At 66.3% G+C, this 15,570-nt stretch carries 15 protein-coding genes; 10 read left to right on the forward strand and 5 right to left on the reverse strand.

The features are described from left to right. Positions 1-6: 6 nt before the first annotated feature. Together pncB and ACTJJX_RS00865 are read right to left on the reverse strand one after the other, a co-directional pair. Entirely contained in the window at positions 7-1,206 is a 1,200-nt protein-coding gene (pncB, locus tag ACTJJX_RS00860; protein ID WP_016852194.1) for a nicotinate phosphoribosyltransferase, read from the reverse strand. A 2-nt stretch (positions 1,207-1,208) separates the two neighbouring features. Next, positions 1,209-1,868 (reverse strand): nicotinamidase, encoded by a 660-nt coding sequence (locus tag ACTJJX_RS00865; protein ID WP_003116175.1) that lies wholly within the window; start codon positions 1,866-1,868, stop codon positions 1,209-1,211. A 109-nt stretch (positions 1,869-1,977) separates the two neighbouring features. Here ACTJJX_RS00865 and ACTJJX_RS00870 point away from each other — a divergent pair, with 109 nt between their 5' ends. Both ACTJJX_RS00870 and ACTJJX_RS00875 read left to right on the forward strand, forming a co-directional pair. Beyond that, complete coding sequence (locus tag ACTJJX_RS00870) at positions 1,978-2,580, forward strand: adenylyltransferase/cytidyltransferase family protein (protein ID WP_003125444.1); 603 nt, start codon at positions 1,978-1,980, stop codon at positions 2,578-2,580. 14 nt (positions 2,581-2,594) lie between these two features. Continuing rightward, positions 2,595-3,290 carry an NUDIX domain-containing protein gene (locus ACTJJX_RS00875; RefSeq protein WP_003095579.1) on the forward strand — a complete coding sequence of 232 codons (696 nt, stop codon included), beginning with the start codon at positions 2,595-2,597 and terminating at the stop codon, positions 3,288-3,290. 46 nt (positions 3,291-3,336) lie between these two features. Here the strand turns inward: ACTJJX_RS00875 and ACTJJX_RS00880 are convergent, their stop codons facing one another. Together ACTJJX_RS00880 and ACTJJX_RS00885 are read right to left on the reverse strand one after the other, a co-directional pair. Further along, a complete protein-coding gene (locus tag ACTJJX_RS00880) occupies positions 3,337-4,962 on the reverse strand; it encodes a methyl-accepting chemotaxis protein (RefSeq protein WP_003099990.1) in 1,626 nt (541 codons plus the stop codon). A 56-nt stretch (positions 4,963-5,018) separates the two neighbouring features. Then, complete coding sequence (locus ACTJJX_RS00885) at positions 5,019-5,957, reverse strand: LysR substrate-binding domain-containing protein (RefSeq protein ID WP_012614609.1); 939 nt, start codon at positions 5,955-5,957, stop codon at positions 5,019-5,021. Between the two features lie 619 nt (positions 5,958-6,576). On the opposite strand from ACTJJX_RS00885, the gene ACTJJX_RS00890 reads away from it, so the two are divergent. The 8 genes from ACTJJX_RS00890 (at position 6,577) to ACTJJX_RS00925 (ending at position 14,618) form a co-directional block, all read left to right on the forward strand. Further along, positions 6,577-7,701 (forward strand): branched-chain amino acid ABC transporter substrate-binding protein, encoded by a 1,125-nt coding sequence (locus ACTJJX_RS00890; protein WP_003116179.1) that lies wholly within the window; start codon positions 6,577-6,579, stop codon positions 7,699-7,701. 234 nt (positions 7,702-7,935) lie between these two features. Further along, positions 7,936-8,850: an ABC transporter permease subunit gene (locus ACTJJX_RS00895; protein ID WP_003095571.1), complete on the forward strand. Its 915-nt coding sequence runs from the start codon at positions 7,936-7,938 to the stop codon at positions 8,848-8,850. A gap of 10 nt (positions 8,851-8,860) precedes the next feature. After that, on the forward strand, positions 8,861-10,138 hold the full coding sequence (gene livM, locus ACTJJX_RS00900) for a high-affinity branched-chain amino acid ABC transporter permease LivM (RefSeq protein WP_003161297.1): 1,278 nt from the start codon (positions 8,861-8,863) through the stop codon (positions 10,136-10,138). Next, entirely contained in the window at positions 10,135-11,007 is an 873-nt protein-coding gene (locus ACTJJX_RS00905; protein ID WP_003095566.1) for an ATP-binding cassette domain-containing protein, read from the forward strand. Before livM ends, ACTJJX_RS00905 begins: the two co-directional genes overlap by 4 nt. After that, positions 11,004-11,720, forward strand: a complete 717-nt coding sequence (locus ACTJJX_RS00910) for an ABC transporter ATP-binding protein (RefSeq protein ID WP_003095563.1) — start codon at positions 11,004-11,006, stop codon at positions 11,718-11,720. The genes ACTJJX_RS00905 and ACTJJX_RS00910 overlap by 4 nt, the downstream gene beginning before the upstream one ends. Before the next feature lie 70 nt (positions 11,721-11,790). Then, positions 11,791-12,723, forward strand: a complete 933-nt coding sequence (locus ACTJJX_RS00915; protein WP_003099980.1) for an ornithine cyclodeaminase family protein — start codon at positions 11,791-11,793, stop codon at positions 12,721-12,723. Between the two features lie 356 nt (positions 12,724-13,079). Beyond that, positions 13,080-13,841: an SDR family oxidoreductase gene (locus ACTJJX_RS00920; RefSeq protein ID WP_003095557.1), complete on the forward strand. Its 762-nt coding sequence runs from the start codon at positions 13,080-13,082 to the stop codon at positions 13,839-13,841. A 63-nt stretch (positions 13,842-13,904) separates the two neighbouring features. Continuing rightward, positions 13,905-14,618, forward strand: coding sequence for a GntR family transcriptional regulator (locus ACTJJX_RS00925; protein WP_003099978.1), 714 nt, complete (start codon positions 13,905-13,907; stop codon positions 14,616-14,618). Here ACTJJX_RS00925 and ACTJJX_RS00930 read toward each other — a convergent pair. Continuing rightward, positions 14,615-15,568 (reverse strand): PDR/VanB family oxidoreductase, encoded by a 954-nt coding sequence (locus ACTJJX_RS00930; RefSeq protein ID WP_016852192.1) that lies wholly within the window; start codon positions 15,566-15,568, stop codon positions 14,615-14,617. The two genes, ACTJJX_RS00925 and ACTJJX_RS00930, sit on opposite strands and share 4 nt — an antisense overlap. Positions 15,569-15,570 lie beyond the last annotated feature (2 nt).

Genomic DNA, 15,570 nt, shown 5'->3' on the forward strand with positions numbered 1-15,570 from the left:
AAAGGATTAGGCCGGCACGTTGAAGACGTGGCGGAGGTAGGCGACGAAGTTCTCGTCGCGGCATTGGGTCTTGCCCGGGGCGTCGGATAACTTCGCCACCGGATGGCCGTTGCAGGCCGTCATCTTCAGGACGATGTTCATCGGCTCGACCCCCGGGATGTCGCAGGTCAGGTTGGTGCCGATGCCGAAGCTGACGTTGATCTTGCCACGTAGCGCGCGGAACAGCTGCAACGCCTTGGGCATGTCCAGCCCGTCGGAGAACACCAGGGTCTTGCTCAGCGGGTCGATACCCAGGCGGCGGTAGTGGGCGATGGCTTTCTCCGCCCAGGCCAGCGGGTCGCCCGAATCGTGGCGCAGGCCGTCGAAGAGCTTGGCGAAGTACAGGTCGAAGTCGTCGAGGAAGGCATCCATGGTAATGCAGTCGGTCAGGGCTATGCCGAGCTGTCCGCGGTACTCGCGGACCCAGCAGTCCAGCGCCGCTTGCTGGCTGTCGACCAGCCGCGGGCCGAGTTGCTGGTGGGCCATCAGCCATTCGTGGGCCATGGTGCCGATCGGCTTGAGGTCGTACTCGCGGGCCAGGTGCACGTTGCTGGTGCCGACGAAGCGCCCGGGGAAGTCGCGCTTGAGGATATGCACCACTTCCTCCTGGGTGCGGTAGGAGAAGCGCCGGCGGGTGCCGAAGTCGGCGACCTGGAATTCCGCGAGTTCCTCGCTGCTGGCCTGGGCGGAGAGCCAGTCGAGCTTGCGATAGAGCTGCTCGCCGACCTGTTCCAGGACCACCTCGCGGTAGCGATAACGGTTGCGCACCTCGCTGACGATGGCCAGCAGCGGCACCTCGAAGAGGATCACGTGCAGCCATGGGCCGCGCAGGCGGATTGCCAGTTGGCCATCCTCGATGCCGGTGTGCACGTAGCGCAGGTTGAAGCGGAACAGGCTGAGGAAGCGGATGAAGTCCGGCTTCATGAACGGGATGCGTTCGAGGAAGGCGAGCTGGTCGGCGGTTACCTCGACTTCGGCGAGGCGCTCGATCTGGTAGCGGATCTCCGCCAGGTACGGACGCAGGTCCTCGGCGTTGCGGCAGCGGAATTCCCACTCCACTTCGGCGTTGGGGTAGTTGTGCAGCACCGCCTGCATCATGGTCAGCTTGTAGAAATCGGTATCGAGCAGGTTCTGCACGATGCGCTCGGCAAAGACGCTTTCGGCCATGTTCACTTCTCCTTGTCGGCGCCGGCGAGGGCGCTATCCAGTCGTTCCAGGTCGGCGCAGAGGATCACCCCGGCGTCGCGCATCTCGTCGCAGGCCCGCTGCGCGGTGTCCTCGGCGATGGCCCGGCAGGCGGGCAGGTAGAGCAGCACCTCGAAACCGGCGCGGCGCAGTTGCAGGGCGGTGTTCTTCACGCAGTAGTCCAGCGCCAGGCCACCCACCAGCACATGGCTCACGCCATTCTGCCTCAGGTATTCGATGACCCCGGTGCTGCGGCGTTCCGCCAGATCGTGGTAGCAGGCGCCGTAGGGATGCAGGTCCGGCTCCACGCCCTTCCAGACGAAGAAGTCGTAGTCGATCGGCCGCGGCAGTTCGTCGAGCAGCTCGAAACCCGGCGTACCCGGTACGCAGTGGTTCACCCAGGTCAGGTCGGCATCCGGATAGGCCAGCGGCCGCAGCATCTGCTCGGCGCTTTCCACTACCCAGGCAGCCTTCGGGCTGTGCGCGTCCTTGCTGCCCAGGCGCAGCGCGGCGCGGCTGGCCAGTTGGTTGAGGGCGGCGCCGATGGCGTCGCCGCCGGGCACCGGCAGTTCGTCCGGGCACAGCGGGGTGAAGCCTTTCTGGGCGTCGACATCGAAGCTGGCGATCTTGCTGGGACGATTCATGGAAGCCTCCGCTTGACGGGTTGGGGCTGAATGTGGGTACATAATTCATCACGTGAAATAAGTCGTCAAGCACTTGTACTACAAAATTTCGCAGTGGAAGGTATTTTCTATGCGTGATGAAATAAGTTACCGGATTCGCCGACTGCCTGCCGGGATGAGCGGCGGACGCGCCCCCGACTTCGCCCTCGCGGTCTACGGTGGGGCGTTCGACCCGCCGCACCCCGGCCATGAGTCGGTGATCCGCCGGGCGCTGCTTTGCGCCGAACGGGTCGCCCTGGTGCCGAGCCACCGCCACGCCTTCGGCAAGCGCATGGGCGATTTCGAGCTGCGCTGCCGCTGGCTGGCGCGGCTGGCCCGGCGGATCGATCCGCGGCGGGTGTATTGCGAACCGATCGAAGCAGGATTGATGCCTGATTGTCCGGCGGTCTACAGCATCGACCTGCTGGAAGCGCTGGCCGCGCGTAGCGGCCTGGCGTCACCGCGGATCGCCCTGCTGATCGGCGCCGACAACGAGGCGGAGCTGCCGCGCTTCGAACGCGCCGCCGAATTGTGCTGGCGCTTCGGCCGGCTGGTGGCGGAGGAGCGGCTGCCGCTGCACAGCTCGATGATCCGCCAGCGCCTGCGTGAAGGGCTGGCGGTACCGGAGGCCTGGTGCCTGCCGGAAGTGAAGGACGAACTGCACTGCTATGGCGGCGAACGCCAGGCGGGCTGAAGAGAGGAGTGACGATGAGTTCAGCGGAAGTATTGGCCAGCGTGGATATCGTGGCGTTGCGCCTGAACCCCGGGCACGGACTGGAGCTGTTGCTGATCCGCCGCGCCCAGGCGCCTTTCGCCGGCCAGTGGGCCTTGCCCGGCGTGCTGGTCAACGGCCGCAGCGCCGACCACAGCCTCGACGACGCGGCGGTGCGCGCCCTGCGCGACAAGGCGCGGCTGGAGCCGGCCTACATCGAGCAGGTGGCCACGGTCGGCAACGCGGTACGCGACCCGCGCGGCTGGTCGCTGAGCGTGTTCTACCTGGTGCTGGTCGGTCCGGACACCCGGGTGGAGGACGACGACCTCGACTTCGTGCCGCTGCGCGACGTTCGCAGCGAGCGCTTCGCCCTGCCGTTCGACCACGCCCAACTGGTACAGCAGGCCTGCGAGCGCCTGGCGAGCAAGTCGGTGTACAGCGCCCTGCCGCTGTTCCTGCTGGCGCCGCGCTTCACCGTGGCCGAGGCGCTGAAGGCCTTCGAGTGCGCCATCGGCCAGGAAGTCCAGCATTCCAGCCTGCGCGGGCGCCTGGAGCGGATGAAGGAGGCTGGCTGGGTCGAGGACACCGGCGAACGCCAGCGTCCGCCCATGGGGCGCCCGCAACACGTCCTGCATTTCACCCCGAAGCCGGGCGGCGCCTTCGTTTTCGACCGCAGCCTGCTGGCGTCCTGACAAACGGGTGCGGCAGGGCCGGTGAGGCCGCTCCCTGCCGCGCTTGCTAGACGGTGAAGCGCTGGATCTGCTGCTCCAGTCCGTTTGCCAGCTTCGCCAGCTCGACACTGGAGGTGGAGGTCTTCACCGCGCCCTCGGCGACTTCGCCGATGCTGGCATTGAGCGAGTCGATGTTCTGGCTGACCTCGCTCGCGGTGGCGGTCTGTTCTTCCGTCGCCGTGGATATCTGCGCGTTGCTCTGGGCGATACCTTCGACCGCCTGGGCGATGAGACCGAGCGCCTTTCCCGCCTCGTGGGCGCGCTGGACGCTGACCTGGGCCTGCTCGCGTGACTGCTGCATCACGCTGACCGCGCTGCTGGCGCCTGCCTGCAGGGCTTCGATCATCTCGCGGATGGTTTCGGTGGCCTTGTGCGTATTGGTGGCCAGGCTGCGCACTTCATCGGCGACCACCGCGAACCCGCGTCCGGCCTCGCCCGCCCGTGCGGCTTCTATCGCGGCATTGAGGGCGAGCAGGTTGGTTTGCTGGGCGATGTTCTGGATGACTTCCAGAACGGTGCTGATTTCCTCGGTCTTGTTGCGTAGCGTGTCGATGACGGCTCCCGCCTCTCCGACCATGACCGACAGGCCCTGGATGGCGTCGAGGTTCGCATGCACGAGTCCGGTTCCGGTGTGCGCCTCGCTGTTCGCCGATTCCGCGCTGGCTGCGGCGGCCTGGGCGTTCCGCGCCACGTCCTGGACCGCCATGCTCATCTGGTGTACCGCCGTGGCGACCATGTCGGTCTGGTCGCCCTGGGACGTGGCGACATGGCTGACCTGGTTGCTGATGGCACTCATCTCGTCCGAGGTGATGGTGAGCTTCCTGGCTGTCTCGGCGAGATGCCGAAGCAGCGCCTGCTGGCTTTCCAGCATCATATTGAAGGCGCGCGCCGTATCGGACACTTCGTCGCGCCCGCGCGCATCGGCGCGGAGCGTGAGATTCGAGGAGTCCTGCACGCGGCGGATCACCCCGCGCAGATCGGAAAGCGGGCGCATGATCGACAGGCTGATGAACCAGGCCGCGGCGACGATGAGGACCAGGGCTGCGGCGCCGATGAGCAGGAAGGTGGTGCGCATGGAGTCGTAGCGTTTCTCCATCTGCTCGTTGAGCTTGGCGCCTTCACTGAGCTGCAGGTCGATCAGCGTCGACAGCGCGGTTCCCAGCGGATCGAACGCACCATACATCTCGCGATTGAACGTGCCGGCCTCGACGTTTCGCAGGCTTCCGGCCCTGGCCTGCTCGCCGTATGCCAGGGTCATCCGCTTGACCCGTTCCAGGGTGGGGACCAGCGACTCGATGATTTCCTTCTCGGCGGCAGTCCGGTGGTCTGCGGAATAGTCGGCCCACGACTTCTCGATGCGCGACAGCGCCCCACTCAACTCCTGCTGCAGGCGCTCTTCATCGAAGACCCCCGCACGGTACTTGTGCAGGGCGTCGACCACGCTGACCGCAACGGCGTCGGCGACGATCTTGAGCTGGCTGATGGGCTTCATCCGGTTGTTGAAAAGGTCCTGGAAGCTGGCATCGAGTCGACTGGCGTTGGCCAGCGCCATCGCGATGACCGTGACGAGCATCGTCAGCGGTAGCAGCGCCAGGACCAGCAGGCGGATTCGAACCGTGACGCCAGTGAGCATGGGACGTTCCGAGGTGAACCGAGTGAGAGTAAAGATGGTTCCGCGCAGCGGAAACGTCAAACCGGGCCGTGGCGCGTCTGGCGGGGGCCCGCTGAGGGTTGCTCCTGCTCCAGGCGCTCTACCATCCACTCGATGAAATGGCGCACCTTGGGGACTTCCGCGGCATGCTCGGGATAGGCCAGGTAGTAGGCCTCCTGGCTGGGCAGGGCGTGCGGCCAGGCGATCGCCAGCTTGCCTTCGGCGAGTTCCTCCTCGACCAGGAAGCGCGGTAGCAGGGCTACCCCGCAACCGGCCTGGGCGGCGCGGATGCACATGTAGAAGGTGTCGAAGCGTGGACCGTGGTAGCAACCCTGGCAATTTCGCTCCAGGCTGGCGAACCAGTCGTGCCAGGCCTCCGCGCGGCTGGCGTTCTGCAGCAGCACCAGCTCCGCCAGTTGGGTCGGTTCGTCCAGTCCGCCGGCCGGCAACAGGGATGGCGCGCAGACCGCCACCAGTTGTTCGCCGAACAGGCGGATGCACTCGGCGCCCGGCAGGGTGCCGGGGCCGAAGAAGAACGCCAGGTCGCAATGGCCCTGGCGCAGGTCGTCCGGTTCCAGTTCCTGGCGCAGGTCGAGGTGGATGTTCGGGTGGCGGTGGCGCCAGCCGTTCAGTTGCGGGATCAGCCAGCGCGCGCCGAAGGTCGGCGGGGTCGCCACTCGCAGCACTTCGGTCTCGCCGCCGTAGGAAAGCAGGAAGCGGGTGGACAGCTCTACCTGTTGCAGGATGCGTCGTACCTCGGCCAGGTACAGCTCGCCGGCCGGGGTCAGTTGCAAGCGCTTGCGCACCCGGCGGAACAGGGCGTGCTGCAGTTGCTCCTCGAGTTGCGCGACCTGCTTGCTCATGGCGCTCTGGGTCAGGCTCAACTCTTCGGCGGCGCGGGTGAAGCTCAGGTGCCGGGCTACCGCTTCGAAGCATTGCAGGGCGGTCATCGACGGCAGGCGGCGTTTGTTCAGCATGGCGGGTTTCCTGGCGCGGGTGGAGCGGGCGGAACGCGTTATATGAATAAACGGAATGACGTGGGGAGGAAAGCTCGCTTGCCGGAGTGCCGCGCGACGCTTATTACTGCCGGCAAGTCTCGCGATAGAGCATTCGCTGGCTTATGACGAATCCGTCACAGGGTTTTGCGCCGAACGTGGCGTCGCTAACGGATATGTTCATGTCGTATTCGAATCGACTTTTTCCGCCAAGTACCGAATTACGGGAAGTTCATGTTCATATTAATTTTAAAAACCGCTCTGTCCTGCACTTTCATTGAAAAAGAGGACCTCAATTAGTGCGTGGAACGCACCAGTGACGTGCAGTTTCTAACCGCTTCAATATCGTTGTAGAGTTATTCCTAGGAACGGTTCAGGCCTTGTGAAGCCTGGGCTGTAGCTCTCCGAAGGGGATTCGGAGAAATGCCTAAATGACTGATTTCCAATAACAAAGATAAAAACGGAAAGGAGGGCTAAAGTTCTTGTGGCCGGCCACTCAGGAAAAAAACGAATGGCACGCCGCTTGCTCTGCCTGTTGAGCGAAACACAACAACAACATCGTAGTTACGAGCGCCAACATCATCCTCAGGAGCAACACCCCATGTCCAAGAAGCTGTTCAGAAAAGGCATCCTGGCTCTCGCGGTTTCATCCGTGATGGGTCTTTCCACGCATGCGCTGGCCGACGTCGTGATCGGCGTGGCCGGACCGCATACCGGCGCCAACGCCTCCTTCGGCGAGCAATACTGGCGCGGCGCGTCCCAGGCGGCGGAAGACATCAACGCGGCGGGTGGGATCAACGGCGAGAAGATCAAGCTGGTCAAGGCCGACGACGCCTGCGAACCGAAGCAGGCCGTGGCCGTGGCCAACCGCCTGGTGGACCAGGACAAGGCCATCGCCGTGGTCGGCCATTTCTGCTCTTCTTCGACCATCCCCGCATCCGAGGTCTACGACGAGGCCGGGATCATCGCCATCACCCCCGGTTCCACCAACCCGCAGGTCACCGAGCGCGGACTCTCCGGGATGTTCCGCATGTGCGGCCGCGACGACCAGCAGGGCGTGGTCGCCGGCGACTATATCGTCAACGTGCTCAAGGCCAAGAAGGTCGCGGTGATCCATGACAAGGACACCTACGGCCAGGGCCTGGCGGACGCCACCAGGGCGCAACTGAACAAGCTCGGCGTGAAAGAGGTTCTCTACGAGGGCCTGACTCGCGGCGAGAAGGACTTCAACGCGCTGGTCACCAAGATCCGCGCCTCCGGTGCCGAGGTCGTCTACTTCGGCGGCCTGCATCCGGAAGCCGGTCCGCTGGTACGGCAGATGCGCGAACAGGGACTGACCGCCAAGTTCATGTCCGACGACGGCGTGGTCACCGACGAACTGGCGACCACCGCCGGCGGTCCGCAGTACGTCAAGGGCGTGCTGATGACCTTCGGCGCCGACCCGCGGCTGATCCCCGACGGCAAGGCGGTGGTGGAGAAATTCCGTGCCGGCGGTTTCGAGCCGGAAGGCTACACCCTCTACTCCTACGCCTCGATCCAGTCCCTGGCGGCGGCCTTCAACGGCGCCGGCGCCAACGATCCGGCCAAGGCCGCCGAGTGGCTGAAGTCGCATCCGGTGCAGACCGTGATGGGCAAGAAGGAATGGGACAAGAAGGGCGACCTGAAAGTCTCCGACTACGTGGTCTACGAGTGGGACGACAAGGGCAAGTACCACCAGTTGCCCTGATCGCGCTCGACCGCCATGCGCCGGGCACAGGCCCGGCGCATGGGTAAGTCCGGGAGCTGCTGAAGTGCTCGCCCGTGCTTGCCGCCGTAGTGCGGATTCACCGAAGACGTCTGCGTGTGGTCGGTCTGGAGTCCCGCGATCCGGGGCCGTTTCAGTAGCACCCGTCCGCTTTCACCGGCGAGCGCCGGCGCGCCTTACAAAGGCCGTCGCGATTCGCCCTGAAGAGACTGAAAAATGGACGGCATCTTCCTCCAGCAAATGATCAACGGGCTGACCCTCGGCTCGGTCTACGGCCTCATCGCCATCGGCTACACCATGGTCTACGGCATCATCGGCATGATCAACTTCGCCCACGGCGAGGTGTACATGATCTCCGCCTACCTGTCGGCCATCGCCCTTGCCCTGCTGGCCTTCTTCGGCCTGCAGAACTTCCCGCTGCTGATCCTCGGCACCTTGCTGTTCACCGTGCTGGTGACCTGCACCTACGGCTGGGTGATCGAGCGCATCGCCTACAAGCCGCTGCGCAACTCCACGCGCCTGGCGCCGCTGATCTCGGCGATCGGCATGTCGCTGATCCTGCAGAACTACGTGCAGGTGGCGCAGGGACCGCGCCAGCAGGGGATCCCGACCCTGCTCGACGGCGCCCTGAAATTCCACGTCGGCGACGGTTTCGTCCAGCTCACCTACACCAAGCTGTTCATCCTGATCGCTTCGCTGATCGGCATGGCGGTGCTGACCTACGTGATCCGCTACACCAAGCTCGGGCGCATGTGCCGGGCGACCCAGCAGGACCGCAAGATGGCTTCGATCCTGGGGATCAACACCGACCGGGTGATCTCCTACGTGTTCGTCATCGGCGCGGCGATGGCCGCCCTGGCCGGGGTGCTGATCACCATGAACTACGGCACCTTCGACTTCTACGCCGGCTTCATCATCGGCATCAAGGCGTTCACCGCGGCGGTGCTCGGCGGCATCGGCTCGCTGCCCGGGGCGATGCTCGGCGGCCTGGTGCTGGGAGTGGCCGAGGCGCAGTTCTCGGGGATGGTCAACACCGACTACAAGGACGTGTTCGCCTTCTCGTTGCTGGTACTGATCCTGATCTTCCGTCCCCAGGGCCTGCTCGGCCGCCCGCAGATCGCCAAGGTGTAAGGGGACGACGATGAGCAACGAGACTTCCATCGATCTCAAGCAGTGCGTCGTCGATGCCGTGCTCTCCGGGTTGATCGCCCTGGTGGTGTTCGGTCCCATCGTCGGCGTGGTCCTCGACGGCTACGGCTTCAACCTGCATTACGAGCGGGTCGGCTGGATCATCGCGATCGTGATGGCCGGGCGCTTCCTGCTCAGCCTCTACCTGCAGACCCGCGGCGGGCGCGCCGTGCTGGAGCGCTTCGAGGGGGCTGGCAGCGGCGTCCACGTCCTGCCGCCGGGCTACAAGACCCGCTTGCGCTGGATCGTGCCGCTGATCCTGGTGGCCGCGGTGATCTTCCCGTTCTTCGCCAGCAAGTACCTGCTGGCGGTGGTCATCCTCGGCCTGATCTACGTGCTGCTGGGCCTGGGCCTGAACATCGTGGTCGGCCTCGCCGGGCTGCTCGACCTCGGCTACGTGGCCTTCTACGCCATTGGCGCCTATGGCCTGGCGCTGGGCTACCAGTACCTCGGCCTGGGCTTCTGGACCGTCCTGCCGCTGGCCGCGCTGACCGCCGCGGTGGCCGGGGCGATCCTCGGCTTCCCGGTGTTGCGCATGCATGGCGACTACCTGGCGATCGTCACCCTGGGCTTCGGCGAGATCATCCGCCTGGTACTGAACAACTGGCTGTCCTTCACCGGCGGGCCGAACGGCATGCCGGCGCCGGCGCCGACCTTCCTCGGCCTGGAGTTCGGCCGCCGGGCCAAGGATGGCGGGGTGCCGATCCACGAGTTCCTCGGCATCGCCTACAACCCCAACATGAAGTTCCTGTTCATCTACGTGGTGCTGTTCCTGGTCGTGCTGCTGGTGCTCTACATCAAGCACCGGCTGACCCGGATGCCGGTCGGGCGCGCCTGGGAGGCGCTGCGCGAGGACGAGATCGCCTGTCGCGCGATGGGCCTCAACCATGTGCTGGTGAAACTCTCGGCGTTCATGCTCGGCGCCTCCACCGCGGGACTGGCCGGGGTGTTCTTCGCCAGCTACCAGGGCTTCGTCAACCCGTCCTCGTTCAACTTCTTCGAGTCGGCGCTGATCCTCGCCATCGTCGTGCTCGGCGGCATGGGCTCGACGGTCGGGGTGGTGATCGCCGCCTTCGTCCTCACCGTGGCGCCGGAGCTGCTGCGCAGCTTCGCCGACATCCGCGTGCTGCTGCTCGGGATACTCATGGTGGTGATGATGATCTGGCGGCCGCGCGGGCTGATCCGCATCAGCCGGGTGGGCTTCGCCCCGCGCAAGGGGGTGGCGCCATGAGCGACAAGATCCTCAGCGTCGAGCACCTGATGATGCACTTCGGCGGCATCAAGGCGCTCAACGACGTCAACCTCGACGTCGAGCGCGGTTCGATCACCGCGCTGATCGGCCCCAACGGCGCCGGCAAGACCACCGTGTTCAACTGTCTCACCGGCTTCTACAAGGCCACCGGCGGCAACATCCTGCTCAACACCCAGGGGCGCACCACGGACGTCATCCAGGTGCTCGGCGAGCCGTTCCAGCTGGACGACTTCGTCAAGCCGCCGCAACTGGGCAGTCGCCTCTACTACAAGATGTTCGGCGGCACCCACCTGGTGAACCGCGCCGGGCTGGCGCGGACCTTCCAGAACATCCGCCTGTTCAAGGACATGTCGGTGGTGGAGAACCTGCTGGTGGCGCAGCACATGTTCGTCAACCGCAACCTGCTCGCCGGCATCCTAAACACTCCCGGCTATCGCCGCGCCGAGAGCGAGGCGCTGGACCACGCGTTCTACTGGCTGGAGGTGGTCGACCTGGTGGACTGCGCCAACCGCCTGGCCGGCGAGATGTCCTACGGCCAGCAGCGGCGCCTGGAGATCGCCCGGGCCATGTGCACGCGGCCGGAACTCATCTGCCTGGACGAACCGGCCGCCGGCCTCAACCCGGCCGAGACCCACGCCCTGAGCAACATCGTCCGCTACCTGCGCGACCACCACGGGATCACCGTACTGCTGATCGAGCATGACATGGGCATGGTGATGAACATCTCCGACCACATCATCGTGCTCGACCACGGCGACGTGATCGCCCGTGGCAACCCCGAACAGATCCGCCATGACGAGAAGGTGATCGCCGCCTATCTCGGTGCCGACGAAGAGGAGCTGTCATGAGCGCGGCGTTGCTGGAATTCCGTGAGGTGGACGTGTTCTACGGGCCGATCCAGGCGCTGAAGAAGGTCTCGCTGCAGGTCAACGAGGGCGAGACGGTGAGCCTGATCGGCGCCAACGGCGCGGGCAAGTCGACGCTGTTGATGTCGATCTTCGGCCAGCCGCGTGCGGCGGCCGGGCAGATCCTCTATCGCGGCCAGGACATCCGCCAGAAGTCGGCGCACTACGTGGCGTCCAACGGCATCGCGCAGTCGCCGGAAGGACGCCGGGTGTTCCCCGACATGAGCGTCGAGGAAAACCTGCTGATGGGTACCATTCCCATCGGCATGGACCACGCCGAGGAGGACATGCAGCGCATGTTCGAGCTGTTCCCGCGCCTGAAGGAGCGGCGCAACCAGCGCGCCATGACCATGTCCGGCGGCGAGCAGCAGATGCTCGCCATCGCCCGCGCGCTGATGAGCCGGCCGAAGTTGCTGTTGCTCGACGAGCCCTCCCTGGGCCTGGCGCCGATCGTGGTCAAGCAGATCTTCCAGACCCTGCGCGAGCTGGCCAGGAGCGGCATGACCATCTTCCTCGTCGAGCAGAACGCCAACCATGCGCTGAAGCTCTCCGACCGCGCCTACGTGATGGTCACCGGGGAAATCCGCATGAGCGGCAGCGGCGAAGAACTGCTCGGCAACCAGGAGGTGCGCAACGCCTATCTCGGCGGACATTGAGCGCGCCCCGCCCCGGCTGCCTGGCCGCCGGGGCGGGCGCTGCCCTGGAGCCACGGAGGAAACTCGACTTATGCACAGCCTGCGCTTTTTCAGCAACGCCGAGGTCGCCGAGCGCCTGGCTTATCCACAACTGATCGAGGCGTTGCGCATCGGCCTGGCCAAGCCTTGCAGCGCGCCGCTGCGCAACTGCCATGCCTTGCCGGCGCAGGCCTCGCTGCTACAGATGCCGGTGTGGCAAGCCGGCGCGGGGATCGGCGTGAAACTGGTGACGGTGTTCCCTGGCAATGGGGCGCGTGGCCTGCCGGCGGTGGCCGCGGTGTTCGCTCTGTTCGACGGCGAAGACGGTCGCCCACTGGCGTTGCTGGAGGCTTCGGAGCTGACCGCCCGGCGTACCGCCTGCAGCTCGGCGCTGGCCGCCGACTACCTGGCGCGGGACGATGCGCGGCGCCTGCTGGTGGTCGGCTGCGGAACCCTGGCTGCGCACATGGTGCGGGCCCACGCCTGCGTGCGCGACTATCGCCACATCGACATCTGGGGCCGCGATCCGGCCAAGGCCGCCGCGCTGGCCGCCCGGCTGCGCGAGGAGGGCTACCCGGCGCGAGCGGCCGACGGGTTGCGCGCGGCGGTGGAGGCGGCCGACTGCGTCAGTTGCGTTACCACCTCCCGCGAAGCGCTGGTGCGCGGCGCATGGCTGAAGCCGGGCGTCCATCTCGACCTGGTCGGCGCCTTCCTGCCGTCCATGCGCGAGACCGACGCCCTGGCGGTGGCGCGCGCGCGGGTCGTGGTGGATACCCGCGCAGGCGCGCTGGAAGAGGCCGGCGACCTGTTGCAGGCGATCGCCGAAGGCGCCATCGGGCGCGAGGCGATATCCACCGAACTGCGCGACTTGCTGGGCGGGGCAGGGCGGCGCGGCGATCCCGGGGAAATCACCCTGTTCAAGTCGGTGGGTTATGCGCTGGAGGACCTGGTCGCCGCGCGCCGGGTTGTGGATAACGCCGCCTGAGGTTGTTCAGGATTTCTGTGCGGGGGCTTGTGGATAAGGTGGGTAAGAACCGCCAAACCCCCGAATCGGCGAGGGTTATGCGTGGCTGGTCAGAAAATGAACAGCGCTCGCGCCAGGTACTTATCCCCAACGCGTGGTCATCCCGCTGCCACAGTTGTTCAGGAAAACTGTGCGACGCCCTGTGGACAAGTTGGTGGCTGTTCGCTGCGGCCCAGGCACGGTGCGGGTTCCGCGAGGTTGGTCGTTTTTTGAGCAGACGCCTCGGCAAACTCGTGCGCAACTGTATGGCCAACCGGGCACGGCGAGGCTCTAGAATCCCCGGACATCGTTTTTCCGCCCCGTACGAGGAGATGCCCATGTCGTCCACCCTGTTCATCACCGGCGCCACCTCAGGCTTCGGCGAAGCCTGCGCCCGTCGTTTCGCCGAGGCCGGCTGGTCGCTGGTGCTCACCGGCCGTCGCGAGGAGCGTCTGCAAGCCCTGGCCGGTGAGCTTTCGGCGAAGACCCGGGTGTTGCCGCTGACCCTGGACGTGCGCGACCGCGCGGCGATGAGCGCGGCCGTGGACAACCTGCCGGAAGAGTTCGCCACCCTGCGCGGCCTGATCAACAACGCCGGCCTGGCGCTGGGCACCGACCCGGCGCAGTCCTGCGACCTGGACGACTGGGACACCATGGTCGACACCAACATCAAGGGCCTGCTCTACAGCACGCGCCTGCTGCTGCCGCGGCTGATCGCCCACGGCGCCGGGGCGAGCATCGTCAACCTGGGTTCGGTGGCCGGCAAGTGGCCCTATCCGGGTAGCCATGTCTACGGCGGCACCAAGGCTTTCGTCGAGCAATTCTCCCTGAACCTGCGTTGCGACCTGCAGGGCACCGGGGTGCGCGTGACCAACCTCGAGCCGGGGTTGTGCGAGAGCGAGTTCTCCCTGGTCCGCTTCGGCGGCGACCAGGCGCGCTACGACAAGACCTACGCCGGAGCCCATCCGATCCAGCCGGAAGACATCGCCGAGACCATCTTCTGGATCATGAACCAGCCCGCCCACCTGAACATCAACAGCCTCGAGATCATGCCGGTGAGCCAGTCCTGGGCCGGCTTCGCCATCCACCGCGAAAGCTGACCGGCGGAGGCGGCCGGGGCACGCTATGATGCCCCGGTCGTCCCGATCGAATAAGCGAATTCCATGAGCAAACCGGGCCAACGCGTGCTGGCCGAGCTACGCAAGCTGATCGCTTCCGGCGAACTCGCCGCCGGCGAGCGCATCGTCGAGATTCCCACCGCCGAACGCCTGCAGGTCTCGCGCATGCCGGTGCGCATCGCCCTGCGTACCCTTGAGCAGGAAGGCCTGCTGTGCAAGACCGGGCGCGGCTACAGGGTGCGCGCGGTGACCCGCGAGGATATCGCCGGCGCGGTCGAGGTGCGCGGCGTTCTGGAAGGCCTGGCGGCACGCCAGGCGGCCGAGCGCGGGCTGTCCGCCGAGGCACGGGCGACCCTGGAGGAATGCCTGGCCGAGGGCGACCGATTGTTCGCCAACGGCCAGGTCCTGCTGGAGGAGCTGGAGCGCTACCAGCGCATGAACATGCGTTTCCACCGCACCATCATCGAGGCCAGCGGCAACCCGGCGATCGCCGTGGCGCTGGCGCGCAACGACCACCTGCCGTTCGCCTCGGTGAGCGCCCTGGCGGTGGATCGCGACAATCTCGAGCAGGAATTCCGCCGTTTCAACTTCGCCCACATGCAGCACCACGCGGTGGTCGACGCGCTGGTCAACGGCCAGGGGGCGCGCGCCGAGGCGATCATGCGCGAGCACGCCAACGCGACCCTGCGCTACGCCGACTACTTCGATCCGGCGCGGCAGGGTGTCACCGTGCTTCACGGCGACGTCGCCGCCGACTAGAGATCCAGCACCAGCCGTGGGCTGCGCGAACGCGAACAGCAGGGCGTGAAGCAATCGTTGGCGGCCTGCTCCTCTTCGCTGAGGTAGAGGTCGCGATGCTCCGGCTCGCCGTCCAGCACGCGGGTCAGGCAGGTGCCGCAGATGCCCTGCTCGCAGGAGGCCGGCAGGTCCACCCCGGCTTCGCGCAGGGCCGCCAGCACGGTCTGCCCGGCGGCGACCCGGATCAGCGCCCCGTTGCTCGCCAACTGCACTTCGAAGGTGCCGTCCGCATTGGCGTCCCGTGGCGCGGCGGCGAAGTGCTCGCGATGCAAGCGGCTTGCTTCCCAGCCCAGTTCGCGGGCGCTTTCTTCGATCCACTGCATGAAGCCCGCCGGCCCGCAAAGGTATAGCTGGGCGTCGCGTGGACTGGCCGCCAGCAGGGCGCGAAGGTCCGCGCGGCGGCTGCTGTCGCCGTGGTCGAAGTGGCAGTACACGCGGTCGGCGAAGGCGCACCGGTCAAGATAGTCGACGAAGGCCGCGCGCTCGCCGGAATGCGCGCAGTAGTGCAACTGGAAGTTGGCGCCATCGCGGGCCAGGCGTTCGGCCATCGCCAGCAGCGGCGTGATGCCGATGCCGCCGGCGAACAGCAGGCGCGGACCGGGCTCCGGCGACAGCGGGAAGAGATTGCGCGGCTCGCCGATGCGCAGCCGCTGGCCGACCCGCAGTTCGGCGTGCAGCGTGGCCGAGCCGCCGCGCGAGTCGCGGCAGCGGAGTACGGCGATACGGTAGTGGCGCGGCCGTTCGGCGGGGCCGCAGAGGGAGTACTGGCGGACCAGGCCGTTGGGCAGGTGCAGGTCGATGTGCGCGCCCGGCTCGAAGGACGGCAGTGCCGCCCCGTCGGCCCGGAACAGTTCGAAGCTGTGGATATCCTGCGCCTCCAGGCGGATGGCGCCGACGATGACCTCGATCATGG

It is taken from the genome of Pseudomonas sp. 22490 (assembly GCF_052044465.1).
Taxonomy (GTDB): domain Bacteria; phylum Pseudomonadota; class Gammaproteobacteria; order Pseudomonadales; family Pseudomonadaceae; genus Pseudomonas; species Pseudomonas aeruginosa.